Origin of the sequence: Micromonospora sp. B11E3 (assembly GCF_039871625.1) — a bacterium.
In the GTDB taxonomy this organism is placed as follows: Bacteria; Actinomycetota; Actinomycetes; order Mycobacteriales; family Micromonosporaceae; genus Micromonospora.
Window position 1 is genome coordinate 1 of the sequence record NZ_JBDPMC010000035.1, and the last position, 24,754, is coordinate 24,754.

The window sequence follows — 24,754 nt, forward strand, 5'->3', positions numbered from 1 at the left end:
CCCCCCCGCCCGGCGCGGCGCCGTGCGGGCGGCGCCGGGCTCTCGACGAGGTGCGCGCGGGTCAGCCGGCGCGGTGCCGCTGCGCGCGGTAGCGGGCGATCAGCGCCCGGGTCGACGAGTCCAGCCCGGACAGGTCGGCCTCCGCCCCGGTGAGCAGCGGCGCGAGCTGGTTGGCCATGACCTTGCCCAGCTCCACGCCCCACTGGTCGAACGAGTTGATGTCCCAGATGGCGCCCTCGGTGAACACGACGTGCTCGTACAGGGCGACGAGCTGGCCGAGCACGGCCGGGGTCAGCTCCGGGGCGATGATCGAGGTGGTCGGGTGGTTGCCCGGCATCACCTTGTGCGCCACCAGCTCCGCCGGGGTGCCCTCCGCCGCCACCTGCTCGGCGGTGCGGCCGAAGGCCAGCGCGGCGGTCTGCGCGAAGAAGTTCGACATGAACAGGTCGTGCATGTCGGCCAGGTCGTGCCGGGGCCGGCTGAACCCGATGAAGTCCGCCGGCACCAGCCGGGTGCCCTGGTGGATGAGCTGGTAGAAGGCGTGCTGGCCGTTGGTGCCCGGCTCGCCCCAGAAGATCTCCCCGGTGTCGTACGACACCCGCCGCCCGTCGAGGGTCACCGACTTGCCGTTGCTCTCCATCGTCAACTGCTGCAGGTACGCCGGGAACCGGTTCAGGTACTGCGAGTACGGCAGCACCGCGTGGGTCTGCGCGCCGAGGAAGTTGGTGTACCAGACGTTCAGCAGCCCGAGCAGCGCCGGGACGTTGCGCTCCACCGGGGTGGTGCGGAAGTGCTCGTCGACCGCGTGGAACCCGGCCAGCAGCTCACGGAACCGGTCCGGCCCCACGGCCAGCATCACCGACAGGCCGACGGCCGACGGCAGCGAGTACCGGCCGCCCACCCAGTCCCAGAAGCCGAACATGTTCTCCGGGTCGATGCCGAAGTCGCGCACCCGCTGCTCGTTCGTGCTGACCGCCACGAAGTGCCGGGCGACGGCGGAGTCGTCGCCGCCGAGGCCGGCCAGCAGCCAGGCGCGGGCCTGCCGGGCGTTGGCGAGGGTCTCCTGAGTGGTGAACGACTTCGACACCACCACGAACAGGGTGCTCGCCGGGTCGAGGTCGGCGATCGCCTCGGCGATGTCGGTGGGGTCGACGTTGGAGACGAACCGGCAGGTGATCCCCGCGTCCCGGTACGCCCGCAGCGCCTCGTACGCCATCACCGGCCCGAGGTCCGAGCCGCCGATGCCGATGTTGACCACCGTGCGGATGCGCTCGCCGGTGTGTCCCACCCACTGTCCCGAGCGGACCCGCTCGGCGAACGCCGCCATCCGGTCCAGCACCGCGTGCACGTCGGCGACCACGTCCCGGCCGTCCACGGTCAGCGAGGCGTCGCGGGGCCGGCGCAGGGCCGTGTGCAGGACCGCCCGGTCCTCCGTGGAGTTGATGTGCGCGCCGGAGAACATGGCGGCGATCCGGTCGGTCAGCCGGGCCCGCCGGGCCAGGGCCGCCAGCAGGTCCAGCGTCTCGTCGGTGACGAGGTTCTTGCTCCAGTCGACGTGCAGGTCCGCCACCTCGCCGGCGAGCCGTTCGCCCCGCTCGGGGTCGGCGTCGAACAGGTCGCGCAGGTGTGCGTCCCGCAGCTTCTCCGCGTGCGCCGCCAGCGCCCGCCACTCGTCGGTCGTGGTGATGTCCTCTGCCATTCCCGGCTCTCCTCCCGCGCCTGCTCGCTCGTCCGGCGGCCGTCACCGTACTGTGTCCCGCCGGCCCATCGGGCCAGATTGCCACCAGCCGGGACGCGTCGCAGCCCGGGCGCGCCCGCGCCACCCGGCCGGGTCGCACCCGCCACGGCGCGGGCCGGCGGGCTCTCGGGGGATCGGTGCGGGAGTACGACCGGGACGGATGTTGACCGGAAGATAGACGCATGTAAGTGTTTTCTTCCCTGGAACGAACACGGCGGCGTACCCGTCGGGGCGCCGCCGGCCCCGCCCGGCCACCCCGCGGGCGGGGCCGGTCACGGCCAGGTGCACAGACCCCCACCTGCACCGAGGAGCCCTCATGAGACGCACGACACTGACCACCGGCCTGGCGCTCGCCTCCGTCGCCGCGTTGACGGCGACCCTGGCGACCCAGCCGGCCTCCGCGTCCGCGCCGGCCGTAGCCGCCGCCCCGGTCGCCGCGCTGGCCGCCCCCGACATCTCGGTGACCAACGTCCAGGCCCACCTGAGCCAGTTCCAGAGCATCGCCACCAGCAACGGCGGCAACCGACGTTCCGGCTCGGCCGGCTACACCGCCTCCCTCAACTACGTCAAGGGCAAGCTCCAGGCCGCCGGGTACACCGTCACCGAGCAGCTCTGCACCACCTGCACGTACCCCGGCAACAACCTCATCGCCGAGTGGCCGGGCGGCCCGGCCGACCAGGTGGTCATGTTCGGCGCCCACCTCGACGGCGTCTCCGCCGGCCCGGGCATCAACGACAACGGCTCCGGCTCGTCCGTGCTGCTGGAGAACGCCCTCGTGCTGGCCCAGCAGAACCCGAGCATGACCAAGCGGGTCCGGTTCGCCTGGTGGAACGGCGAGGAGCAGGGCCTGCAGGGCTCCAGGTTCTACGTCAACTCGCTCAACACCACCCAGCGCGGCTACATCAAGGGGTACTACAACTTCGACATGGTCGCCTCCACCAACGGCGGCTACTTCATCAACCGGCTCACCTCGGCCACGGCGGCGCCACTGAAGGCGTACTGGGACTCCCTCGGCCTGCAGCCGGAGGAGAACGTCGAGGGCCAGGGCCGCTCCGACGACTACTACTTCCAGCAGGCCGGCATCCAGACCTCCGGGTACGCGACGGGCGCCAGCTACACGAAGACCTCCGCGCAGGCGGCCAAGTGGGGCGGCACGGCCGGCGCGTCGTACGACCCCTGCTACCACCGGTCCTGCGACACCACCAGCAACATCAACGCCACCGGGCTGAACCGCAGCGCCGACGGCGTCGCGTACGCGATCTGGAACCTCGCGGTCGGCACCGGCACCCCGACCAACGACTTCTCCGTCGCGGTGAGCCCCACCTCCGGCAGCGTCGCCCGCGGCGGCTCCACCACCGCCACCGTCTCCACCGCCACCACCAGCGGCAGCGCCCAGACCGTCGCCCTGTCCGCCTCCGGCGCGCCCAGCGGCGTGACCGTCTCGTTCAGCCCGTCCTCGGTCACCTCCGGCGGCTCGGCCACCATGACCGTCACCGCCTCGTCCACGGCGACCACCGGCACGTACACGATCACGGTCATCGGCACCGGGTCGGTCGCCCACACCGCCACGTACACGCTGACCGTGACCGGCACCGGCGGCTGCTCCGGCGGCCAGGTGGTCGGCAACTCCAGCTTCGAGAGCGGCAGCGCCCCGTGGACGGCCAGCTCGGGCGTGATCACCAACGACAGCGGCCAGGCAGCCCGCACCGGCACCTGGAAGGCGTGGCTCGACGGGTACGGCAGCAGCCACACCGACACGCTGTCCCAGTCGCTGACCATCCCGGCCGGCTGCAGCACGTACACCCTGTCGTTCTGGCTGCACATCGACACCGCCGAGACCACGACCACCACCGCGTACGACCGGCTCACCGTCCAGCTCGGCAGCACCACGCTCGCGACGTACTCGAACCTCAACGCCGCCAGCGGCTACACGCAGCGCACGTTCAACGCCGCCGCCTACGCCGGCCAGACGGTGACGCTGAAGTTCACCGGCGTCGAGGACGCGTCGCTGCAGACCAGCTTCGTCGTCGACGACGTCACGCTCACGGCCAGCTGACCTGTGAAAAGGGGGTCCTTTCTCCGCCCTTTTAGTGCGCGGCCAGGCTGGGCGAGTCGATCCACCAGGCGAGGCCCGGATCCCCGGGGTTGGGCTCGAAGAGCAGCACCGTGCCCTCGTCGCTGCGGCAGTCGACGCACGCGTACATGCCGCAGCCCCAGGTGAGGATCGGCAGGACACCCTCCGGCCAGGCCCACTCCGTGTCGGCGTACTCGGCGCGGGCCTCGGTGTAGCACTCGACCGCCTGCTCCGAGGTCGGGCCGTCGACCAGGCTGAGGAGTTGGTACTCAGGGCCGAAGCCGCCGTTGGCGAGGTCCCGGTAGATCGCCGCCAGCAGCGGATGCAGCGCGAAGCCCAGACGCTGCTCCGCCTCGGCGATCCTGGTCGGGGAGAGCGGGGCGGGCAGCGACGGGCAGTACGGGAATCAAGCCCCGGGCTGCTGGGCGAGGAAGTCGGCGAGCACCTGGGTGTGCGTGGAGAACGCCAGCTCGACCGGCTCGGTGAGCACCAGCCACTCGGTGGCCTCCTCGGTGGGCGCGGACGGGGGCAGTTCCCCGGCCGCGCGCTCCGGCAGCGTCCCGAACACCATCATGGTGCCGCCGCTCGGCGCGCCGTGCACCGCGAACAGTTGCGCCTCCCCGGCGGCCGCGACGAGCCCCGTCTCCTCGCGCAGCTCGCGGACCAGGGCGTCGCGCCAGTCCTCGCCGTACTCGATGAAGCCGCCGGGGAGGGCGAGCTGACCGCGGGCCGGCTCGATGTCCCGGCGGACGACGACGACGCCGAGGCCGGCGGCGGTGCGCACGGGCAGCACCGCGACCGCGACGGGCAGCGGGTTGCGCCACACCGTCTGGCCGCAGGCCGCGCAGACGCGGGGCCAGCCGGCCGCCGTCGGGTAGACGGCGCCGCAGTAGGAGCAGTGGGAGTAGGGCACGCCGGTCACGCCGAAACCGTACCGGCCCGCCCGCCTCCGCCGTCGACCGCACCGCCGCCGCCGTCACGTTACGCGTCGCCGTGCTGCCGCCGTGCTGCCTCGTTGCCGCCGTGCTGCCGCATGTCGCCGTCAGCGTTGCGGCGTGGGGGAATCGGCCCCGAGCAGCGCCGACCGGGCGTCCATCAGGGCGAAGCCGAGCAGGTTGGCGCCCCGCCAGCGGGCCGGATCCGCCGCGTCGGGATGGTCGGCGGCCAGGCCGATGCCCCACACCCGGTCCACCGGGCTCGCCTCCACCAGCACTCGGTCACCGGTGCCGAGCAGGAACGCTCGCAGGTCGTCGTGTGCGGCGAACTTGGCGACGCTGCCGGCCACCACGATGTCGTACCGCCGGGCGGCCCAGACCGCCTCGTCGAAGCCGTCGACCTGGCGGCCGAGGGACTTGGCGCGCTGCGGGTGCCCGGCGCTCAGGATCCGCTCGGCCACCCCGTGGTCGCCGAAGAGGGTGGCCTTGTGCCACATCATCCAGTGCTCGGCGGTGTCGAACGTGCGGCCGTCCACGGTGAACGGCGCCGGCCACCACTGGCTCAGGCAGCCGGGCCCGACGGAGCCGCCCCGCCGCGGCCGGTGGCCCCAGAAGTGTAGGTACTTCACCTGGGCGCCCGACGCGTGCAGGGCGAGCAGGTCGGCGACGGATCGGACAGGCATGCGTGACAGTCTGCCCCGTACCCCCGACATCCTGCCGCCCGATTCTCGCCCCGGCGGCTCCGGCGGCTCCGGCGGACCGCGACCGGGTCAGGCCGGCGGCGCTCCCGTGTAGGCCGCGACGACGCGCTCGGTGGCCGCGGTGGCCTCGGCCGGGTCGGTGCCCGCGGCGACGCTCGCCTCATCCCACCGCCGGCCGCTCTCCACGATGAACTCCCGCCCCTCGTCGGACGCCAGCCACGCGTTCGCCTGCTCCGGCGTGACGCCGCCGGTGCCGCCGCCCAGGTACGTGGCCAGCCCGACCAGCGCCAGGTCCCAGCCGATCCCCATGGCGCCCGGGCCGAACCGGGCCCAGGTCTCGTCGTCGATGTGCGCGACGTGTTCGAGGGTGAACCGGGTACGCCCGTTCGGCTCCGCGGTCAGCCGCACCTCGATCCAGCTGACCTCCCCGCCGTACTCCCACGTGGCGGCGAAGCTCTCCGGCGGGTCGCAGCGCTGCACCACGCCGCCCGCCTGACCCTCCAACTGGTAGCGGCCGTGCAGCCGCAGCTCACCGCTGACCGGCAGGAACCAGCGGCGGATCCGCTCGGGGTCCGTGCAGGCCTCCCAGACGTCCTCCACCGGCGCGTCGTACGCCTGGGAGATGGTCAGCACGCGGGCCTCGCCGGCCGGCAGCACCCGGCTGCCCACCCGGCGCTCCACCGCGGCGATCTGATGGGTGACGTCCACTCAACCGGTCCTCTCCTCGTGGGCGCTTCCGCCGTCGTCGGCGCCGCCGTGCCGGCGGTGCCCGGCCGCGGCGGCCTCCTCGGCCAGCCGCCGTTGCCGCCGGCCGCGGGCCAGCTCGGTGGCCAGGGCGTCCAGCGGCTGGGCCCAGAACCGGCGGAAGTGGCCGAGCCAGTCCTCGACCTCGCGCAGCGGCTCGGGGTTGACCGCGTACAGCCGCCGGGTGCCCTGTGGTCGCACGGTGGCGAAGCCGCTGTCCCGCAGGACCCTCAGGTGCTGGGAGACGGCCGGCTGGGAGATGCCGAACTCCTCCCGGATCACCGCGCAGACCTCGCCGGCGCTGCGCTCGCCGTCGGCGAGGAGCTCCAGGATCCGCCGCCGCACCGGCTCGCCCAGCACATCGAAGGCGTGCATGACCCCTTTATATCACGCACGGCTTATAGAATGCCGCGGCGGTGGACCCGTCCGGGGGACAGGACCACCGCCGCGGCGGTGCGGAAGGACGGGGTGCCTCAGCAGGGCCCGTTGCAGGCCAGCACCTTCAGCCGGTCCAGGCTGCCGTTCCAGACGTTCTGGTCGCCGGGGAAGACGCCGGAGGACGCCCACTGCCAGAAGGAGTACGTCGGCCAGCCGGCGGGCAGGGTGCCGACCGTGCTGGCGTACCGGGCGATCCACAGCGGGTTGTTCGCGGCGAACTGCGAGGTGTTGCCGGTGCAGGTGGTCCACCAGTCGGTGGTGGTGTAGATCGTGGCCCACCGGCCGGTGCGCGCGTAGTACTGGTTGACGAACGAGGCGATCCAGCTGCGCATCGAGGCCTGGGACAGCCCGTAGCAGGTCGCGCCGTACGGGTTGTACTCGATGTCCAGCGCCCCCGGCAGGGTCTTGCCGTCCCTGGACCAGCCGCCGCCGTGGTCGACGAAGTAGTTGGCCTGGGTGGCGCCGCTGGACCGGTCCGGCAGGGCGAAGTGGTACGCCCCGCGGATCATGCCGACGTTGTACGAGCCGTTGTACTGCTGGGCGAAGTACGGGTTGGTGTAGCCGGTGCCCTCGGTCGCCTTGACGTACGCGAACCGGGCGCCGTTGTTCCAGGCGGCCGACCAGTTGACGTTGCCCTGCCAGCTGGAGACGTCCATGCCGGGCAGGCCGGCCGGGGCGGCGCTGGCGGGGGTGGGGGCGACGGCGGTCGCGGCGGCCATGGCGACCACCGCGGCCAGGGCGGTGGCGGCGGCGCGGGCCACCGCGCGCAGGGGACTGTTCATCTTTCCTCCCAGGGGGTTGGTCGCCGAGGCGACACGGGGAGCGACGAAAGGAACTGCCACCATTCTGTTCACGGGCTGAAGCCGGCTTTCAAGAGATTCATTGAAGATTATCTTTCTCTATCTGTCTGCGGGAGCCGCCGCGAAGATCCGCCGACCGGCGTGTCGATTCCGCCCCGCCCCGTTCGTGTGCAGGGTGAAGGTCGGCGAGAGGCCGGCCCGAGGCGAGGAGGAAACCGTGAAGCAGTACCTGATCAACATGTACCAGCCGGTCGGCGGGCAGCCGGTGAGGACGACGAGTCGCGGTACCGCCAGGGCTTCTCGCAGCCGGGCTGGCTGGCGTCGCTCGACGCGGTCGACCCCCGACCGCCACCTCGGCATCCGGGACCTGAGCGCCGGCTGCGAGGTCAGCAACGTCGCCAGTCGGCGGTGGCTGGCCGCCTGTGGTTTCGTCCCGGCTGAGGGCCCACCGACACACGTCCTGCCTGACGGGCGGGTCATCGAGGCGATGTGGTGGCGGCACTCCGACGAACGGTCCCGTCGACGCTGTCGGAGCTTCCAGGCACCCGGCATGACGATCCTGTTCGGGTGAGCGGACGTACTCGTTGATCGTCTGCTCGCCACGCAGGCGACACGCCGGTAAGACTGCTTCCCACCATCAGACGATCAAGGTGGCGTCTCACGTGAGGTCGTCTCGGTCGTCACCTGCGCGGTGCGGCCCGACGTGCCCCGGGCGGGGCCGGACGCCTGCGGCGGGACGACGTCGATGGCGGTGAGCGGCTCGAAGATCCCGTCGAAGCGCCGCCGGTCCCGCAGGAGGTCCCCGGTCCACCGGGCGGCGGCCCGCTGCTCCGCGGCCATGTGCCGCCGGGCCCGGGACAGCTCCTCGCGGACCGCCCGCGCCTCGTCGCCACCGGCGGGGTCGTCGACCATCCCGTCGAGGATCGTGACCCATCGCCGGTTGAGCTGCTCGGCGTACCGGGCCCGCTTCAGGTAGAACTCGTACTGCTGCTCCAACTCGATCAGGCGTTCCCAGTGCGGCCGCAGCGCCTGCCGGACCCGGTCGTCATGGCGCACCGACACCTCCAGCCGGCACTCCACCGTCGCGCCGCCGCGCTCGTACCGCCACGGGGCCTGCTCGTCCAGCACCGCCTGCAGGGCGACCTCGAGGTGACCCGCCCGGTGCGGGGCGACATGCCGCGCCCGCTCCGTGGCGGCGCGGCGCAACCGCTGGACCGCCGCGGGCATGAAGTGGCGCGCGTACCAGATCAACACGTCGGGTCCGAGGCCGGTCGCCGACCAGGTGAGTACGGCGCGGACGGTGAACGTGAAGACGTGCCCCTTCGCCGCGACGCTGATCGGGCCGGACGGCTCCCGGTGCTCGAAGACCTCCTCGGGCGGGGGCGACGACCGGCTCCCCTCCATCGCCCTGCGCACCCTGCTCAGCAGCTGGAGCAGCCGCGCCCACGAGGTACGCAGCGCCGCCAGCACGCGGGGGCCGGCCCGACGGGCCAGCTTCCGGCCCCGGTCGACCCACCGCGGCGGCCGGTTCTGCGGGCTCGCCTTCCCGCCCGACGCGTCGCTCAATGTCACCCCTCCTGCGCACCGTCAGCCGGTGCCACCGCCGGCGGCGGGTGACTGGTCGAGGGGTGTCGCGCCGTCGGCGCGGACCAGCCGGGACGTGTCGACGGTGACGAACCTCGCCCCACGCTAACAAGACGGCGGCGCGGCGGCCGGCAGCCGCGCGGGCGTACGCTCACCCACTGCCGGTGACGGCGGTCACCCGGTGGGCGTCTCCGAGCGGAAGCTGTGCCCGAGTTGGGCGCCGAGCCCGAAGTAGTGGCGGAAGTTGTAGATCAGCGGGTTCCAGGAGCCTGGATCGACATGGTCGGTTCCCGGCACGACGACGCGGGCGTCCGCGTGCACGGCCAGCACGTGAGCCTCCACGACGAGGAAGTCTCCGGTGGTGTCGGTGTGGATGCGCGCGGCGCGTGCCTCCAACTGCAGTGGGCAGTCAGCCACCCGTGGGGGCCGCACGTGCTGTGCCGGTGCCGGCCGGAGACCGGCGGCCTCGAACTTCGCCGGCTCGTAGCGGAAGCGGTCACGCTTCTCGACCGGTACCGGGCACCGGCCGGTCAAGGGGGCGAGGCGCTCGACGGCCTCCCACTGGTGCGCGGCGGGAAGGTTGATCACCAAGCCGGGTCGAGCGGCGAGGTTGCGGGCACTCTGGCCCTCCCTGCCCAGGCCGAGCACCACGACCCGACCAAGGGCCCAGGCCGAGGAGATGGGAGCCAGGTTCGCGCTGCCGTCGGCGTTCTCGGTGCTCAGCAGCACCACCGGGGTGCCGAAGTACAAGATCTTGGGGTCGATCGTCACGTGCTCGTCCGGGTTGATCGTTTTCACGTCGCCGACCGTACGGGCGTCATGCTTCGGCGCCCGCCGAAGTGACCGTGCGTCATGATGGGCGGGTGGACCCCGAGGGTGGCAGTGCGGCGGTAGCGGCGTGGGCGGCGCTGCTGGCTGACCGTACCCGCGCGGCGTTCTGCCTCGCGTTGCTGGACGGACGGGCCTGGACCATCGGCGAGCTGGCCCGCCATGCCGGCGTGGCGGTCTCCACCGCCAGCGAGCACGCTGGACGGCTCGTCGCGGGCGGACTGGCGCCGTCCGGGCCCGGCGCGCCGACGGCGGCGACGAAGCTGGGGGCCACGCCGTCGTGCAGCACCGCCAGGGCCGGCACCGCTACCTGCGACTCGCCGACGCGCAACTGGCATCGCTGATCGAGGCCATCGCCGCCGCCGCGGGGCACCGACCGCAGCCGGCGCGTACGCTGTCCGCCGCGCACCGGCGTCGCGCCCTGGCACACGCGCGCACCTGCTACGACCACCTCGCCGGTGCCGTCGCCGTGGCGGTCGCCGACGCCATGACCGCCAAAGGCATGCTGGCGTGGGAACACGGGCTGACCCTGACCGGCCCCGGTGTGGCCTGGCTGACGGCGCTGGGCATCGCCCTGCCCGACGAGAGGTCACGTCGGCGCCCGGTGCTGCGGTCCTGCCTCGACTGGACCGAACGTCGACCCCACCTGGCGGGAACGGTCGGCGCCGCGCTGTGCGCCCACGCGTTCAGCGCCGGATGGATCACCCGCATCGGCACCAGCCGCGCCGTGAAGGTCACCGACGCCGGCCGCAAGGCCCTCGCCGAGCACCTGGACATCGACGATCTCGCCTGAGGCCGGGGCTGGTGGCCGACGCGCTGCGGTCGGTGGCCGGCCCGCTGTGGCTGGTGGGCGTGCTGTGGTCGGTGGCCGGCCCGCTGTGGCTGGTGGGCGTGCTGTGGTCGGTGGGCCGCGCGAACGTTGACGGACGAGCAACTCGACACGCCGTGCAGGAAGTAGCTGAGCTGCCAACCTTCAACACCGGCCATAGCAGACGGCCAGGCGTGGCGGGGGGACGTCCACAGGGAGGCCGGGTGTCCACAGGTAGGGCAGGGGGCGTTGCGGGCCGGCGGGGGCGGGCGACAGGGTCGGCGGCGTGAACTCGGTGCTGCGGGAGTTGGTGGAGCGCGGCGGCGGGCTGGTGACCCGCGCCGTGGCCGAGCAGGTCGTGCCGGAGTGGACGCTGCGGCGGGCGTGCGACGGCGGTCACCTGGTGCGGGTGCTGCCCGAGGTGTTCGTCGCGGCGCGGCTGCTGAACCGCCGACAGGGGACCGACGGCGCCCCGGCCATTAGCCGACTGGACCCCGCCCTGGCCCACCGTGCGGCGTGTGCCTGGGTCGAGGGGCGCGGCGCGCTCAGCCACCTCAGCGCGCTCGCGCTGTGGGGACTGCGCGAGCCGGTGACCGGTGACCTGCTGCACCTGAGCGCACCGGCCGGCGCCGGCCTGCGCAGCCGGCCCGGGGTGGCGGTGCACCGACGCCGGGGGTTCGCCCCCGGGCCGCCGGACGTGGTGGTCCGGCGGGGGCTGGCGGTCACTTGCCTCGAGCGGACCCTCCTCGACTCGTGGCCGGTGCTGCCACCCGGCGAGCGGCGGGAGCCACTGATCCGGGCGGTCAACGATCGGCTGACCACGCCGGAGCGGCTGTCGGCGACCCTGGGGAGGGTGCCGACGCTGGAGGACCGGGCAGCGTGCCGGACCCTGCTGGCCCGGCTCGCAGAGGGCTGCCGCAGCGAGCTGGAGATCTGGGGCCACGAGCACGTCTTCACCGGCCCGGGGATGCCGGCGTTCCGTCGCCAGGTGCGGGTACGCGTCGGCCGGCGGACCATGTACCTCGACCTGTTCGCCGAGCGGGAACGGGTCGACATCGAACTCGACGGGGCCAGCACGCACGGCGATCCGCGCCAGCGGGAGATCGACCTGCGCCGGGACGCCCTGCTGGCGACCGTCGGCATCCTGGTGGTCCGCTTCGCCCGTCGCCGTCTGGTCCACGAGGCCGACGACGTACGCCGGGAAACCCTTGCCATTCTGGCCACCCGGAGGAACACCTGAGCCGCGCGTTGGATTTCGGACAGGGCTGTCGGGTGCGACAGACTGCGGGACATGGCAGCGGCCGGATTTCGGCGAACACGACGTGGCACGCGTACGCGACTGGTGCGCCGAGCGCGTCCCGGAGACCGTCCGGCGCCGACCCGCGATGTCGCTGAGCTGCTCGACGAGGTGCAGCGGGACCCCACCGGCATTCTTTCTGGGGCTGACGCTACCGGACGCCCGGGTCGTCGACGCCCACCGCAGCGCGGTCGCCGCCCCCTGGGCCATCCGACACGCCGACGCCTGAGCGCGCGTCGCGTTTCGGTCGGGCCGGGGGAATGGGCCACACTGTCCGGGTGAGTCCAGTGAGCCGTGGTCGACGCCGCAAGACGAAGAAGCGATCAGTACGCAGCGGTGCGCCGCTCGTCGTGATGGGGGCGCCGGAGGAGTGCGACTGCCCGGCCTGCACCGGGGAGCAGCCCGACCCGGAGCAGCTCGTCGACATGCTTACGCAGTCGGTCGACATCGACGCCCTGCAGGATCCGCTCGAGCTGGAGATCGCCGCCTCGATGCTGCTGGCGATGGGGACCGCCCTCGGCGACGACTTCGACCAGGCGTTGCTGCAGCTGTTCGTGCCGCGGTTCGAGGCGCAGTCCACGCCGGAGGCGCGGGCGATGCTGGCGGGGATCGCCTCGGTTGCCGAGGGTGAGGTCAGTCGGGCCGCCGCGGAGGCGGCCGGCCGGCTCGCCGCCGCCGGCGTACCCGCGCCGCCCTGGCTCGCCGAGCTGGACGCCCCGGTCACGGTGGAGGAGTGCCGCCGTTTCGTCGGCCCGGAGGGAATGACGTTCCTGCTGGCTGGCAGGTTCCAGCGGGCCGACCGGCGGCACGCTGTCTTCGTTCTCCTGGACGACTGTGACTGTGGTGCCGCTGGCCAGATCCTGCCGATCGAGGCGGACCAGTGGGACGAGGCGCGCGAGTCCCTCCTGTCCGACCTGCGCGCCGGCGGCGTCGACGTCACGGAGGAGAAGCTGCGGCCGGTCGACTTCCGCCGAGCCGTAGAGGACGCGCTGGACGCCCGCGCCGAGCACGACCAGCTCGACGCCGAGCCGCTGGACGAACTCGCCGACGAGGACGGCCCGGCCTACCAGCCCCTGGCCCTGCTGCTGCGCAGCCGGATGCGGACGCTCCCCGCGCCCCGGCGCAGGCGGCCTCAGCCGCGCGACGGCGAAGCGGACATCGCCACGATCTCCGCGCTGCTCGACATCCTGGCACCGCCCCGGCGCGGCGCCGCCCTACCGGCCCAGCGCCGTCCCGCCGGCCTGCCCGCGAAGCGCAAGAAGTCGGACGGCCCGGCGCCGATCTACCAGATCAAGGTGGGCCTGCGGGGCGCCCGCCCGCCGATCTGGCGGCGTCTCGAGGTGCCGGCCGACGTCAGCCTCGCCCGGTTGCACGAGCTGATCCAGGTCGCCTTCGACTGGGACGACAGCCACCTGCACGTCTTCGAGACCGGGTACGGCAGCTTCGGTCGCCCCGACGCCGATCTCGGCCACCGCGCCGCGTCCCGGGTCACCCTGGAACAGGTCGCCCCCGCCGTCGGGGACAAGCTGTCCTACACGTACGACTTCGGCGACTCCTGGGAACACGACATCGTCGTGGAGAAGACCGTCGACCGGGACCCGTCGGTGACGTACCCGCGTTGCGTCGGCGGGCGGCGAGCGGCGCCGCCGGAGGACTGCGGCGGCGTGTGGGGGTACGCGGAGCTGGTGGAGATCCTCGGCGACCCCGCCCACCCGGAGCACCGGGACAGGCTGGACTGGCTGGGCCTGGACGACCCGACGGAGTTCGACCCGGCCCGCTTCGACGCGAAGGCGGTGACCGCGGCCCTCCAGGAGCGGTAGCCCCAGTCGCTCACGATCGTGGGCAGAGGCGGTGCCGCCGCCGGGCACGGGGAAGGCGATCGTTGACGGTTGAGCGACTCGACACGCCGACAACAAAGCCGCTCAACTGCCAACCTTCAGCCGAGCCCGGCGAGCTGGACGTAGATTTCGCGCTTGGCGGTCGCCTGGCCGCGTCGGTCGAGGACGTAGCCGGTCAGCCAGATCCACCCGGCGTACGTCGGGCCGTCGCAGACGGACACGACCCGGAAGGTCAGGGCGCGGTCCCCGGCGAACTGCACCGAGGCCCGGCCGTCGATGAGGAGCAGGTCGCCGGGGCGGGGTCGCACCGTTACCAGTGCCCGTCGTTCGGTCGGCGGCACTCCCGGGCGTGCATCGCCTGCCAGTCGCGCAGCGCCCGCTTGAGCCGGTCGTTCTCCTGGCTGAGCATGCGTACCTGCTGGTGCAGGTCGTTCAGCTCGTCGGCGACCCGGGCCTGGAACTCGCGTACCTGTTCGGGGTCGACGCCCCGGCGGCGCGGGTCGAACGTGCGGGTCCGCACCTCGTGCGGGGTCAAGCGGGCCGGGCGACCGGTCCCGTAGAGCTGGCCGGATCGATACACCTGGGCCACGACGATCCTTTCCAGGGCAGGGGAGAGCCGGTGGGGCTGGAAGGGCGGGCCGTCCGCACGCCGGCTGCGGGCGGCCCGCCCGCTCCGCCACCGCAGCCCAGTTCGGCGGTACGACAGCGGAGTGGTCCGGTGGGTCGGGACGGGCAGGCGCACCCGCCCCGACCAGGGGGATGAGCCGAACTCGTTGCCACGCGAGGAGCGACTCAGGAGCAACATATCTAGAACAGCTAGAAGAGTCAACGCTGCTTGTTAGGCGCGTCGCGGTGTGATCGAATCTGATTGCCACGCGAGGAGTGCCATGCCTGAAGTGCCGGATTACTGGCGTATCGCTGACGACGTGATCGCCGATGTCAGAGCCGACAAGCTCAAGCCGGGTGACAAGCTGCCCTCGATCGCCGAACTGCGGCAGCGTTACGGGGTGAGCCACGGGACGATCCAGATGTCCTATGCGCGGCTGGAGGCGCTGCGTGTGATTCGGCGGCAGCAGGGCAAGGGCATCTTCATCACCGATCCGAAGACCTGGATGCGCGAGCCCTGACGCTTTCTGCCGCCCAAACGCTGACCGTTCACAGGGTGGCGAGGAGATCAAATGGGGTGCACGCTGACGGCGTGAAGAGCTTCGTCGGCGTGACGGACGAGAAGTGGTACCGGTTCCTGGCCGCGCGTCCCGGCCTGACGGAAGTCAACTTCTGGCGGCCCTCCGGCGGCAGCTTCCGGGCTCTCACGCCCGGTGAACCCTTCTTCTTCAAGGCGCACTACCCGCTCAACCGGATAGTCGGAGGCGGCTTCTTCAGCGGCTTCACTCGGCTGAGGATTTCCGAGGCGTGGGAGTTGTTCGGCGAGGCCAACGGTGTCGCCAGCCTCGACGAGATGCGCCGCAGCGTCGGCCGGTACCGCAAGCAGCCGATCGGACTCGACGAGGACCCGGTCATCGGCTGCATCTTCGTCCGGGACAGCGTCTTCTTTCCCGATGACTCGACGGCCGATCCACCACCGGGCTTCGCGTCCAACGTGGTGCAGGGAAAGACGTACGACCTCGCCGACCCGTCCGTGGCCGGGTACTTCGACCTGCTGCTGCACCGGATGCTGGGCGTGACCGTGGAGTTGGATCTGGGCGAGCCGTGGCACCGCCCCGGTCCCGTGTACGGGGATCCGCGGCTCGTCCCGCAGCGCCTCGGCCAGCAGTCGTTCAAGGCGGTGGTGCTCGGCGCCTACGGGCGGCGCTGCGCCATCACGGGCAACAAGGTCCGGCCGGTGTTGCAGGCGGCGCACATCCGACCGCTCCCACAGGGCGGGGAGCACCGCATCGACAACGGCCTGCTGCTCAAGTCGGACGTCCACATCCTCTTCGACCGGGGATACCTGGGAGTGGACCCGAAGTACCGGCTGCTGGTCAGCCCTCGGCTGCGCAGCGAATTCGGCAACGGCGAGCAGTTCTATGCCAAGGCTGGTACGCCCATCGCCGTGCCTGAGCGGCGCGGTGACCGGCCCAACGCCGAGTTCCTCGAGTGGCATCTGGACACCGTCTTCAAAGCCGCCTGACCCGTTGCGTGGACTCCCGGTGACGTTCGCCAAGATGCATGAATGGCGGGGGCCAACGGCTTGAAGAACGAGGATGGCCTCTGCACGATCGGGGTGGTTCGGCGCAGGCGGCGAGCAGGTCGACGGCTTCGCGCAGGTACCGCCACACGGTGGTGACAGACTCTTCGAAGCCGGCCGCGAGGTGGGCGAGGGTGTCGCCGTTGCGCAGGTGGGCCAAGGGCACCAGCGCCTGCCGCTGCGCGGGCAGCCTGCGCCAGCCCCCGCCCAGCATGCGGCGCCAGTCACGGATCAGCGGGAGCTTCGTCCCATCTGGAGCGGCGACACGCCGTCGCGCTTTCTGATCAGGCGCCCTTCATCACGATGAGCTGTTCGCCTTTAGTCTGAGGCATGCTCGAAGCCGGCAGCCGCGCACGTAGCCAGCCACCCCCACCGGCCATCGTCTTCGAGGCGCTCACCAAGCCTGACCGTGACCCGACGCGCCCCTGGCTGCGGCTACTCGACGACGAGCAACCTCCGCAGATCCTGCACGCGGAGCATCCGCGCCTGGTCGTCTGGTCGTCACTATGGCTCAGGCGCCCCGATGCTCAGGTGCGTTTCGACCTGGCGTCGAGGAGGTGCGGGTGGGCGGAACGGCTCGCCCACCCGTACCGTCCGCGGTTCGCGCCGATTTCGCCGGGACGTGCCGATCAGTTCCGCTCGGCCCTCTGGCCAACGGGCACCCGCGCGCCGGACACTGATCCTCATCAATGAGCTCAGCTGCATCGATGGATTCGGTGCCGCCACGATGGGGAGGAACCGTGACCGACACGACGATGCCCACCACGACGCCCGCCGGCCGGGCCCGCCGGGTGCTCGGCGCGCTCGCGCTGCTCACCGCCATGGTCGCCGCCGCCCTGGTCGGGCCGTCCGTGGTGACGCCCCGGCTGGCCGAGCCGGCCGAGGCCGCCGTCTACAGCTCCTGCACGATGACCCGCTGCGCGGACGCGCGCACCGCCCGCTCCGGCTGGGCCGCGAAGGGTTTCCCGACCACCCGGGGCTGGTACTCGTGGAGCGGTGGGCTCTACAACTTCGCGGGCGGGCGGTTCTACAACTACGAGGGCCAGCTGCCCGCCAACGCCACCTACTACGAGTACGACGTCTACCCGCGCGCCTACGGCGCCCCCCGGGACGCGTACCGGATCGTGGTCAACAAGAGCACCGGCGCCACCTGGTTCTCGCCCAACCACTACACCGACTTCTACCTGCTCTGACGCGACACCCGGCGGGGTCGGGGCCGAGGCGGGCCCGGACCCCGCGCCGGGGGAGGCGATAATGACCGAGGGGTACGCCCCGGGCGACCTGCCGCCCTGGCTGACCGTGACACCGGGCCCGGTGGACGTGGGGGAGCAGGAGCACCGGGCCCCGCCCGCGCGGCTGCCGGCCGGGGCCGCCCGCACCCGGGCCGGCCTGCACGCGGCGCTGGTCGACGCCCTCGACCTGCCCGCGTACACCGGGCGCACCTGGGACGCGCTCGCCGACGTCCTGCGCGACCGGCTCGCCGCCGGGCCGCTGACCCTGCTGGTCGACGACGCCGGGCAACTGCTCGCCGACGAGCCCGACGACCAGCTCGCCCTCCTGCTGCGGGTGCTCGGCGACGCGGCGGCCGACGCGGCGTACCCGCTGCGGATGGTGCTGCGCGACGTCCCCGACCGCCTCCCGGCCCTGCGCGCCCGCATGCGAGGCGGGGCCCCATGTTGACGCCCACGGCAGAGAAGGCGGCGCCCGTCAGGGGGCGCTGACCGGCTGGTCGAGGATGGCGCTGAAGCGTTCCTCGGCGAGGTCGAGCTGGCTGAAGATGTGCTCCTTGACCGCCGGCGAGAGCGGGGTGTCCGGCCGGGCGACCAGCTCCCGCAGGACCGGCACGAGCGGCCGGTACTTGGTCGCCGACTTGAAGACCTTCGGGCCGACGGTGTGGATCACCCCGACCCCGTTGTCCGTGAAGTCGGAGACCTTGATGACCCGCGCCCACGGCTCCCGGTCGAGGCTCGCCGCCACGTGCTCCCGGTACTGGACGTATCGGTCGCGGCCCGGGTCGTACGCCGGGTTGGTGACCGCGGCGACCAGGCGCGCCACCCGCGGGCCGAACCGCGCGGCGAGCGTGGCCAGCGCCGCCGCCGTCACGTCGGCGCCCGCCGAGGCGTCGCGCGCGCCCGCCACCGTGGCCTCGCCGCCCCCCGCCAGCTCCGCCGGGTGGTCCTCGACGGCGTCGTGCAGCAGCCCCGCGACGATCACGTCCACGTCGCGCACCTGGTAGTGGTGCATCATCCGGATCGCCACCCGCAGCAGGTGGTTCAGGTACGGCTCGCGCACCCGCCGGTCGTCGCGGTGCAGCTCGGCGGCCAGGTCGAGGGCGGCGGTGAGCCGGGACCGCGCGTCGTCGTCGAACGCGCGGATCTCCAGCCGGAACCGCGCCAGCAGGCCGGCCTCGCCGTGGATCTCGGTGATCGCGTGCATCGGCATCGAGGCAAGGTACGGCGGGAAGCTCATGGACCACTTATAGCTGATCTTCACCGTCGGCGGGGCGCGCCGTCGGCCTCGCGACGTGACCCTTGCGGATCACGGAATTCCGGCATCCCGGCCGGGCGGCGGTGCGCGGGGGCAGAATCACCAGATGGACCGGGTGGTGGAGGCGCTGCTGGGGCTGTCGCCGGCCCTGGTCCTGGCGCTGGTCCTCCTGCTGCCGACGCTGGAGGCGTCCACCTTCCTCGGGCTGGTCGTGCCCGGCGAGACGGTCGTGCTGGTGGGCGGGGCCCTCGCGCACGAGGGACGGCTGCCGCTGTGGGCGGTGGTGGTCGCGGCCTTCGCCGGTGCCGTGGCGGGCGACCAGACCGGCTACCTGGTGGGCCGCCGCTACGGCCGCCGGCTGCTGGCCCGCATGCCCCGCCGGCTCGTCCGCTCCGCGGAACTGCGGTGGGTGGGCGCTGGACCTGGTACGCCGCCGGGGCGCCGTCGCGGTGGTGGTCGGCCGGTGGGTGGCGGCGCTGCGCGCGCTCGTACCGGGGATCGCCGGGCTGAGTGGGCTGCACTGGCGCACCTTCACGGTGGCCAACGTCGCCGGCGGCGCGGTCTGGGCGGTCGCCGTGGCGGTGCTCGGCTACCTCGCCGGATCCGCGACGCCCACACGCCCCACCACCCGAACGTCTGGGGGCTGCCCGGCGGGCACTGGGAGCCGGGGGAGACCATCGCCGAGACCGCCGTGCGCGAGCTGCGGGAGGAGACGGGGCTCGCCCCCGAGGCGAGCCTGCGGCCCTTCGCCGTCCAGGAACTGCCGCAGATCGACCGGGTCAAGCACTACTACTGGGGCCGAACCGAGGCCCGGCAGGAGGACGTGGTGCTCGGCGAGGGCGCCGCGATCGTCTTCGTCCCCGCCGACGAGCTGTTCGACGGCCGGCCGTACACCCCGGGCACCCCCGACGTGCTGGCCCGCTTCCTCACCTCCCCGGAGTACGCCGAGGCGCTCGCGGCCGGACGCGCCCGCACGGCCGGCTGACCGGGGCGGTCGGGCGCGCCCGGCCGGCGCGGCGGCGCCGGGCGCGAATCCCGTCCCTCCGGGGTGCGGGTACGACGTCTATCGGGGCGCGTACGTGGTAGTCAGCCCCGACGGACGGACCCCGACCGCGAGGAGAGGCACGATGACCGTCACGGTTCCCAGCGTGATCGTCCGCTACTTCGAGCTGAGCGGCAAAACCGACACGGACGCCTTCGTCGCCCTTTTCACCGACGACGCGATCGTGGCCGACGAGGACCGGATCCACGAGGGCTCGGCGGCGATCCGGGCCTGGCGCGAACGGCAGGTGGCCGAGTTCGACCACAAGGCCGTGCCGGAGGCGATCGAGGAGGAGGCGGGCGGCAACCTGCTGGTCACCGCGATGGTCTCGGGCACCTTTCCTGGCAGCCCGGTCCGCCTGCGCCACCGCTTCACGCTGCGCGACGGCCTGATCGGCGCCCTGGACATCCGGCCGTAGCCGCGACGCCCGGATCTTCGCCGCCACCCCGGCCCGCGGCTCGCCCTCGGCGTCCGGCGCGTCGGGGCGACGGGTCAGCGCTCGGCCAGGGGCAGGATCGTCCGGCTTCGGCCGGGACGCGGGTACGCCTCGGCCGCGGCGGCCAGCCGGGCGGCGTGGTCGCGTTGCCGCTGCCAGTGGCCGTAGAGGGCGCCGCGCTGGGAGAGGCGGTCGACCTCGCTGATCGTCTCCGGCGCCACGTCGCCGGGGGGCGCGTCCCGCCACGGGGTGCCCGGCAGCGGCATGAAGGTGTGCGCGTGGATGCGGGCGCCGAGGTCGGCGAGCTCGCGGGCGAGCCGCAGCGACGCGTCGACGTCGGCCCGGTCCTCGCCCGGCATCCCGAAGATCATGTCGACGTTGATCCGGAAGCCCTCCTCGACGCCGAGGCGGACGGCGCGTTCCACCTCGTCGACGCCGTGTCCCCGCTTCGCCGCGTCGAGGATGCGGTCGGAGCCGGACTGGGCGCCCACGATGATGTTGTTGTTGGCGCAGTACTTCTTCACCACCCGCAGCGCCTCCCGCGAGACGTGCTCGGGCCGGATCTCGCTGGGGAACGAGCCGAAGAACACCCGCCCGTCGGGGCCGATCCCCTCCCGGCACGACGCGAGGAGTTCCTCCACCGCGTCCAGGTTCGGCTCGTCGTCCTGGCTGCCGTACGACAGCGCGGTGGGGGTGATGAACCGGACGTCCCGCAGTCCGCGCCGGCGCATGGCGTCGACGTGCCAGCGGACGTTCTCGACGCTGCGGTGCCGGAACTTCGCCGAGAACATGAACGGCGTCTGGCAGAAGCGGCAGGAGAAGACGCAGCCGCGGGTGATCTCGAGGGCGTTGAACCGGTCCCACCTCAGCGAGAAGCCACGGAACTCGTCGAGCGGTCGCCGCTGCGGGCGCCCGGTCCGCACGACCGCCCCGGTGTCGTCGCGGTAGGCGAGGCCGGGGACGCCGGTCGGGTCGCCGACGGCGTCCACCAGGCGCAGCAGGGTGGTCTCGCCCTCCCCGACCGCGGCGACGTCCCAGCCGGCGTCCAGGGTCTGCACCGGCTCGGCGGTCGCGTGCACGCCGCCGGCGACGTGCGTCACGTTCGGCGCGTCGACCAGGGCGCGGACCTGGGCCAGCTCGCCCGCCATCGCCTCGGCGTCCGGCGAGTAGAACGACCACAGCACCAGCACTCGCGTCGCCGAGCCCGCCGCCGCCCGGACGTGCGCCGCGGTCGCCTCCGGGGTCTCGCCGAAGCGCACCTCGTACCGCGTCGCGGTCTGGTGCTGCTCCAGCGCCCCGAGCAGCACGTGCAGGCCGTACGTCACCGCCTTGCGGTACCGCAGCACCAGCACCAGGTCCACCGTCGTCATGGTCACATCGTGCCAGCCGGCCCGCCGGCCACCGGCGGGGGCCGATCGGGCCCCGGCCGGGCCGCCCGGCGCGCCGACGGGCACCATGGGTGGCGGCGCGACCAGGGGAGGAGGCGGCGATGCCGCGGTGGAGCTGGTTCCGGGAGGCCGCCGGCCGGGTACGGCGGGGCTGGCGCCCGGTGGTGGAGGCGACCCTGGCCGCCACGGTCGCCTGGGTGCTGGCCACCCGGCTGCTCGGGCACCCGCAGCCGTTCTTCGCCCCGGCCGCCGCGCTGATCGTCCTCGGTCAGGCCCGGGGCCAGCGGACGCGGCGGGCGGTGGAGGTGGTGCTCGGCGTCGCCGCCGGCGTGCTCGTCGCCGACGTGGTGGTGCAGGCCCTCGGACCGCACACCAGCTGGACGGTCTTCACGGTCATCCTGCTCACCGTCGCGCTGGCGGTGGCCGTCGGCGCGAGCGGCGTGTCCGTGGTGCAGGCCGCCGTCTCCGCCCTGTACCTGGTGGTGGTCGCCCCGCCCACGGAGTCGCTGGTCCCGTTCCGGTTCGTCGACGCGCTGGTCGGCGGCGGGGTCGCCCTCGTCGCCAGCCAGCTCCTCGACGCCCGGCGTCCCCTCGCCCCGCTCGTCGCCGAGTTCCGGCAGACCTTCGAGGACCTGGCGGGGCTGCTGTGCGAGGTCGCCGACGCGCTCGACGCCCGCGACGAGACGGCCGCCCTGGCCGCCCTCCACCGGGCCCGGGGCATGGACGCCGCCGTCGAGCGGCTGCGCGGCGGCGTGCTCGCCGCCGGCGAGGCGCTGACCCTGCACGTACGCCGCCGCCGGGACCTGGGCCGGCTGCGCTCGGTGGACCCGTCGATCGGCCAGATCGACTACGCGGTGCGCAACGTGCGGGTGCTCGCCCGGGCCGGGGTGACCCTGACCCGGCTGCCCAGCCCGGCCCCGGCGGAGCTGGGCGCGGCGGTCCGGTCGCTGGCCGCCGCGGTGCACGCCGCCGGTGAGGCGTTCGCCGCCGACCTCGACGGCCGGGACGCCGCCGCCGACGAGCACGCCGCCCGCGCCGAGGACGCCGCGCTGGAGGCGGTCCGGCTCGCCGGCCGGCTGTTCACCTCCGGTCAGACGCTCCCGGTGGCGATGATCGTCGGGCAGCTCCGGGCCACCGCCATCGACCTGCTGCGCGGGCTCGCGCCCGGCGACGACGCGGCCGTCCTCGGCCGGGTCGACGAGGCGCTCGGCCTGCCCGCCGTCTGAGCCGGTCGAGTTCCGGAGACAGCGGCCCGAACGGGAACCTGGGCACGGAGGGCTCAGCCGGCGGCGAGCCAGTCGAGCGCCTGACGCCGGATCGGCTCGGGCACCTCGTGCCCGCCGTCGAACTCGGCGTACGTCACGTCGTGGCCGAGGCCGCGCAGCCGGGGCACCAGCCGGCGGCTGCACACGTCCACCGGCAGCACCGGGTCGTCGGTGCCGTGGGAGAGGAACAGCCGGGGCCGACCGTGGCTGACCAGGGGCGCGGCGAAACCGGGGGAGAAGGCCAGCACCGCGTCGGCCAGGTCGCCGTTGGTCAGGCCCAGCGAGAGGGCGTACGAGGCGCCGTCGGAGAAGCCGCCGAACGCCACCCGGGCGACGCGGTAGTTGCTGAACGCGTCGGCGAGCAGCGCGTCGATCCGGCGTACGTCGGTGCCGAACCCCTCGGCGATCACGTCCCACGTCGACGCGGTCGCCTTCGGCGCGACCAGCAGCAGGTGGTGCGCGTCGGCCAGCGGCAGCAGCAGGTCCAGCCCCTGCCGCGCCGACCCGCCCGCCCCGTGCAGCAGCAGCACCAGCCGGTACGGCCGGTCGTCGGCGCGCTCGGCCGGGGCGTACAGCAGGGCCGCGGGCTCGCCGCCGGGGCCCGGCACGGTCACCAGGCCGCGCCGGGCACGGGTGACCGGCGGGCCCGGGCGGGCCGTCAGCCGCCCGTGCCGGTGGTCCTGCGCCGGTTCCCGGTGCGCCGGGGCGGGCTCGGTCACTGGCTCTCCCCGCTCTCCAGGTCGCGCGTCGCCGGTCGACGTCGGTTACCCGCAGGAGAGGCCGATAACCGCCAGGCCGCCGTTCGGGGCGGTCTGGTGGTGGCGCTCTCAGGTGTGCGATCGTCGGCGGGGCCGCGGGCGGGCGGCGAAGGACGGGGAGAGGAAGAAGGAACCGCGTGAACAGTTCCACCGACGTCACCGATCCGGTGGCGGCCCCAGCTGTCGCCCGGCCGGTGCTGGCGGCGCGCAACGCCGTGGCCGTCGTGTTCGCCCTCAACGGCCTCGCCTCCGCCGCCTGGTTCTCCCGGGTGCCGGCGGTCAAGGAGGCGCTGGAGCTCAGCGCGGGGCGGCTCGGCCTGCTGTTGCTGGCGGCGTCCGTCGGGGCGCTGGTGGCGATGCCGACGTCCGGCCTGATCACCCAGCGGTTCGGGGCGGCCCGCACGGTGGCGTACAGCACGGCGCTGCTCACGCTGGCGCTGGCCGTCATCGGGCTGTCCGCCGGTCTCGCCGGCTGGCTGCCCGGGGTCGCGGTCGGCCTGTTCGCCCTCGGCTACGGCTCCGGCACCTGCGACGTGGCGATGAACATCGAGGCGACGGGGGTCGAGCGGCGGCTCGGCCGGACGATCATGCCCCGGTTCCACGCGGCCTGGAGCCTCGGCTCGGTGGCCGGCGCCGGCCTCGGCGCGGGGGCCGCCCGGCTCGGGTTCCCGCTCGCCGCGCACCTGGCGGTGCTCGCGGCGGTGGTGCTGGTCGGGACGCTGCTCGCGGTCCGCGCGTTCCTGGCCGCCGCGCCGGCCCCGTCGACGGACGACGCGAAGCCGGGAGCGGACGCCGCCGCCCGGCGCCGCGCCCAGCTGGCGGCCTGGCGGGAGCCGCGCACCCTGCTCATCGGCCTGCTGGTGCTGGTGGCGGCGTTCACCGAGGGCACCGCCAACGACTGGGTCGCGGTGGCCTTCGTCGAGGGGTACGACCTGAGCGAGGCGGCCGGCGCGGCCGTGTACGGGGTGTTCGTGGCGGGCATGACCCTCGGCCGCACCGCCGGCACGGTGGCGCTGGACCGGTGGGGGCGGGTGCCGGTGCTGCTCGCCACCATCTCGGTCGCCGGGGCCGGCGCGGCCCTCGCGGTGCTCGCCGGGTCCGGGCTCGTGGCGATCGTCGGCGTGGCCCTGTGGGGCATCGGCGCGTCGCTCGGCTTCCCGGTGGGCCTGAGCGCCGCCGCCGACGACGAGGAGCGGGCGCCCGCCCGGGTCAGCGTCGTCGCGGTGCTCGGCTACACCGCGTTCCTCGGCGGGCCGCCCCTGCTCGGCTTCCTCGGGGACCACGTGGGCACCCTGCGGGCCCTGCTCGTGGTGCCGCTGGTGCTGCTGCCCACCCTCGCCCTGGTGCCGGCCACCCGCCCGCTGAAGCGCTGAACGCTCGCCGCCGGACGGCGGCCGCCCGGGCC

The 24,754-nt window shown here is 73.6% G+C and carries 27 protein-coding genes and 2 pseudogenes; 14 read left to right on the forward strand and 15 right to left on the reverse strand.

Going from position 1 to position 24,754, the window contains the following annotated elements; genetic code table 11:
• Positions 1-61: 61 nt before the first annotated feature.
• Positions 62-1,699 (reverse strand): glucose-6-phosphate isomerase, encoded by a 1,638-nt coding sequence (gene pgi, locus ABGB16_RS18525; RefSeq protein ID WP_347669334.1) that lies wholly within the window; start codon positions 1,697-1,699, stop codon positions 62-64.
• Positions 1,700-2,054: 355 nt separating this feature from the next.
• Between pgi and ABGB16_RS18530 the strand changes: the two genes are divergently transcribed.
• On the forward strand, positions 2,055-3,794 hold the full coding sequence (locus tag ABGB16_RS18530) for a M28 family peptidase (RefSeq protein ID WP_347669335.1): 1,740 nt from the start codon (positions 2,055-2,057) through the stop codon (positions 3,792-3,794).
• Between the two features lie 31 nt (positions 3,795-3,825).
• On the opposite strand, the gene ABGB16_RS18535 is transcribed toward ABGB16_RS18530, so the two are convergent.
• The 6 genes from ABGB16_RS18535 to ABGB16_RS18560 form a co-directional block, all read right to left on the reverse strand.
• Positions 3,826-4,200 (reverse strand): SMI1/KNR4 family protein, encoded by a 375-nt coding sequence (locus ABGB16_RS18535; RefSeq protein ID WP_347669390.1) that lies wholly within the window; start codon positions 4,198-4,200, stop codon positions 3,826-3,828.
• Between the two features lie 18 nt (positions 4,201-4,218).
• On the reverse strand, positions 4,219-4,734 hold the full coding sequence (locus ABGB16_RS18540) for an NUDIX domain-containing protein (protein ID WP_347669336.1): 516 nt from the start codon (positions 4,732-4,734) through the stop codon (positions 4,219-4,221).
• 120 nt (positions 4,735-4,854) lie between these two features.
• Complete coding sequence (locus tag ABGB16_RS18545) at positions 4,855-5,430, reverse strand: NADAR family protein (protein ID WP_347669337.1); 576 nt, start codon at positions 5,428-5,430, stop codon at positions 4,855-4,857.
• Positions 5,431-5,517: 87 nt separating this feature from the next.
• The gene (locus ABGB16_RS18550; RefSeq protein WP_347669338.1) at positions 5,518-6,156 is read right to left on the reverse strand and encodes an SRPBCC family protein; all 639 of its coding nucleotides are present in this window, start codon (positions 6,154-6,156) and stop codon (positions 5,518-5,520) included.
• Positions 6,157-6,567 carry a metalloregulator ArsR/SmtB family transcription factor gene (locus ABGB16_RS18555; protein WP_347669339.1) on the reverse strand — a complete coding sequence of 137 codons (411 nt, stop codon included), beginning with the start codon at positions 6,565-6,567 and terminating at the stop codon, positions 6,157-6,159.
• 98 nt (positions 6,568-6,665) lie between these two features.
• On the reverse strand, positions 6,666-7,412 hold the full coding sequence (locus ABGB16_RS18560; RefSeq protein ID WP_347669340.1) for a lysozyme: 747 nt from the start codon (positions 7,410-7,412) through the stop codon (positions 6,666-6,668).
• 235 nt (positions 7,413-7,647) lie between these two features.
• On the opposite strand from ABGB16_RS18560, the gene ABGB16_RS18565 reads away from it, so the two are divergent.
• Positions 7,648-8,001: a hypothetical protein gene (locus tag ABGB16_RS18565; RefSeq protein ID WP_347669341.1), complete on the forward strand. Its 354-nt coding sequence runs from the start codon at positions 7,648-7,650 to the stop codon at positions 7,999-8,001.
• 74 nt (positions 8,002-8,075) lie between these two features.
• Here ABGB16_RS18565 and ABGB16_RS18570 read toward each other — a convergent pair whose 3' ends face one another.
• Both ABGB16_RS18570 and ABGB16_RS18575 read right to left on the reverse strand, forming a co-directional pair.
• Positions 8,076-8,996 carry a hypothetical protein gene (locus tag ABGB16_RS18570; protein WP_347669342.1) on the reverse strand — a complete coding sequence of 307 codons (921 nt, stop codon included), beginning with the start codon at positions 8,994-8,996 and terminating at the stop codon, positions 8,076-8,078.
• A gap of 192 nt (positions 8,997-9,188) precedes the next feature.
• Complete coding sequence (locus ABGB16_RS18575) at positions 9,189-9,812, reverse strand: flavin reductase family protein (protein ID WP_347669343.1); 624 nt, start codon at positions 9,810-9,812, stop codon at positions 9,189-9,191.
• A gap of 65 nt (positions 9,813-9,877) precedes the next feature.
• Between ABGB16_RS18575 and ABGB16_RS18580 the strand changes: the two are divergent.
• From ABGB16_RS18580 to ABGB16_RS18595, 4 genes and pseudogenes are all read left to right on the forward strand, one after another.
• Positions 9,878-10,635: pseudogene (locus ABGB16_RS18580) on the forward strand (winged helix-turn-helix domain-containing protein).
• A gap of 301 nt (positions 10,636-10,936) precedes the next feature.
• Positions 10,937-11,890, forward strand: a complete 954-nt coding sequence (locus ABGB16_RS18585; RefSeq protein ID WP_347669344.1) for a DUF559 domain-containing protein — start codon at positions 10,937-10,939, stop codon at positions 11,888-11,890.
• Positions 11,891-11,972: 82 nt separating this feature from the next.
• On the forward strand, positions 11,973-12,176 hold the full coding sequence (locus ABGB16_RS18590; RefSeq protein WP_347669345.1) for a hypothetical protein: 204 nt from the start codon (positions 11,973-11,975) through the stop codon (positions 12,174-12,176).
• A gap of 49 nt (positions 12,177-12,225) precedes the next feature.
• Positions 12,226-13,767 carry a plasmid pRiA4b ORF-3 family protein gene (locus ABGB16_RS18595; RefSeq protein ID WP_347669346.1) on the forward strand — a complete coding sequence of 514 codons (1,542 nt, stop codon included), beginning with the start codon at positions 12,226-12,228 and terminating at the stop codon, positions 13,765-13,767.
• A gap of 116 nt (positions 13,768-13,883) precedes the next feature.
• Here ABGB16_RS18595 and ABGB16_RS18600 read toward each other — a convergent pair whose 3' ends face one another.
• Positions 13,884-14,093: a hypothetical protein gene (locus ABGB16_RS18600; protein WP_347669347.1), complete on the reverse strand. Its 210-nt coding sequence runs from the start codon at positions 14,091-14,093 to the stop codon at positions 13,884-13,886.
• A 2-nt stretch (positions 14,094-14,095) separates the two neighbouring features.
• On the reverse strand, positions 14,096-14,374 hold the full coding sequence (locus tag ABGB16_RS18605; protein WP_347669348.1) for a DivIVA domain-containing protein: 279 nt from the start codon (positions 14,372-14,374) through the stop codon (positions 14,096-14,098).
• Between the two features lie 298 nt (positions 14,375-14,672).
• Here ABGB16_RS18605 and ABGB16_RS18610 point away from each other — a divergent pair, with 298 nt between their 5' ends.
• Complete coding sequence (locus ABGB16_RS18610; RefSeq protein ID WP_347669349.1) at positions 14,673-14,912, forward strand: winged helix-turn-helix domain-containing protein; 240 nt, start codon at positions 14,673-14,675, stop codon at positions 14,910-14,912.
• Between the two features lie 71 nt (positions 14,913-14,983).
• Positions 14,984-15,916 carry an HNH endonuclease gene (locus ABGB16_RS18615; protein ID WP_347669350.1) on the forward strand — a complete coding sequence of 311 codons (933 nt, stop codon included), beginning with the start codon at positions 14,984-14,986 and terminating at the stop codon, positions 15,914-15,916.
• Between the two features lie 97 nt (positions 15,917-16,013).
• Here ABGB16_RS18615 and ABGB16_RS18620 read toward each other — a convergent pair.
• Positions 16,014-16,208, reverse strand: a pseudogene (locus tag ABGB16_RS18620) (transposase family protein); the annotation flags it as partial.
• A 520-nt stretch (positions 16,209-16,728) separates the two neighbouring features.
• On the opposite strand from ABGB16_RS18620, the gene ABGB16_RS18625 reads away from it, so the two are divergent.
• Together ABGB16_RS18625 and ABGB16_RS18630 are read left to right on the forward strand one after the other, a co-directional pair.
• Positions 16,729-17,166 (forward strand): ribonuclease domain-containing protein, encoded by a 438-nt coding sequence (locus ABGB16_RS18625; RefSeq protein WP_347669391.1) that lies wholly within the window; start codon positions 16,729-16,731, stop codon positions 17,164-17,166.
• 61 nt (positions 17,167-17,227) lie between these two features.
• On the forward strand, positions 17,228-17,653 hold the full coding sequence (locus ABGB16_RS18630; protein WP_347669351.1) for a barstar family protein: 426 nt from the start codon (positions 17,228-17,230) through the stop codon (positions 17,651-17,653).
• A 27-nt stretch (positions 17,654-17,680) separates the two neighbouring features.
• Here the strand turns inward: ABGB16_RS18630 and ABGB16_RS18635 are convergent, their stop codons facing one another.
• Positions 17,681-18,442, reverse strand: coding sequence for an HD domain-containing protein (locus ABGB16_RS18635; protein WP_347669352.1), 762 nt, complete (start codon positions 18,440-18,442; stop codon positions 17,681-17,683).
• Between the two features lie 124 nt (positions 18,443-18,566).
• Here ABGB16_RS18635 and ABGB16_RS18640 point away from each other — a divergent pair, with 124 nt between their 5' ends.
• The gene (locus ABGB16_RS18640) at positions 18,567-19,445 is read left to right on the forward strand and encodes an NUDIX domain-containing protein (protein ID WP_347669353.1); all 879 of its coding nucleotides are present in this window, start codon (positions 18,567-18,569) and stop codon (positions 19,443-19,445) included.
• A gap of 142 nt (positions 19,446-19,587) precedes the next feature.
• The gene (locus ABGB16_RS18645) at positions 19,588-19,920 is read left to right on the forward strand and encodes a nuclear transport factor 2 family protein (RefSeq protein ID WP_347669354.1); all 333 of its coding nucleotides are present in this window, start codon (positions 19,588-19,590) and stop codon (positions 19,918-19,920) included.
• Positions 19,921-19,994: 74 nt separating this feature from the next.
• Here ABGB16_RS18645 and ABGB16_RS18650 read toward each other — a convergent pair whose 3' ends face one another.
• On the reverse strand, positions 19,995-21,308 hold the full coding sequence (locus ABGB16_RS18650) for a TIGR04013 family B12-binding domain/radical SAM domain-containing protein (protein WP_347669355.1): 1,314 nt from the start codon (positions 21,306-21,308) through the stop codon (positions 19,995-19,997).
• A 119-nt stretch (positions 21,309-21,427) separates the two neighbouring features.
• Here ABGB16_RS18650 and ABGB16_RS18655 point away from each other — a divergent pair, with 119 nt between their 5' ends.
• Positions 21,428-22,552: an FUSC family protein gene (locus ABGB16_RS18655; RefSeq protein WP_347669356.1), complete on the forward strand. Its 1,125-nt coding sequence runs from the start codon at positions 21,428-21,430 to the stop codon at positions 22,550-22,552.
• A gap of 53 nt (positions 22,553-22,605) precedes the next feature.
• Here the strand turns inward: ABGB16_RS18655 and ABGB16_RS18660 are convergent, their stop codons facing one another.
• A complete protein-coding gene (locus ABGB16_RS18660) occupies positions 22,606-23,310 on the reverse strand; it encodes a phospholipase (RefSeq protein ID WP_347669357.1) in 705 nt (234 codons plus the stop codon).
• A 176-nt stretch (positions 23,311-23,486) separates the two neighbouring features.
• Between ABGB16_RS18660 and ABGB16_RS18665 the strand changes: the two genes are divergently transcribed.
• A complete protein-coding gene (locus ABGB16_RS18665; RefSeq protein WP_347669358.1) occupies positions 23,487-24,722 on the forward strand; it encodes an MFS transporter in 1,236 nt (411 codons plus the stop codon).
• The last annotated feature ends 32 nt before the right edge of the window (positions 24,723-24,754 follow it).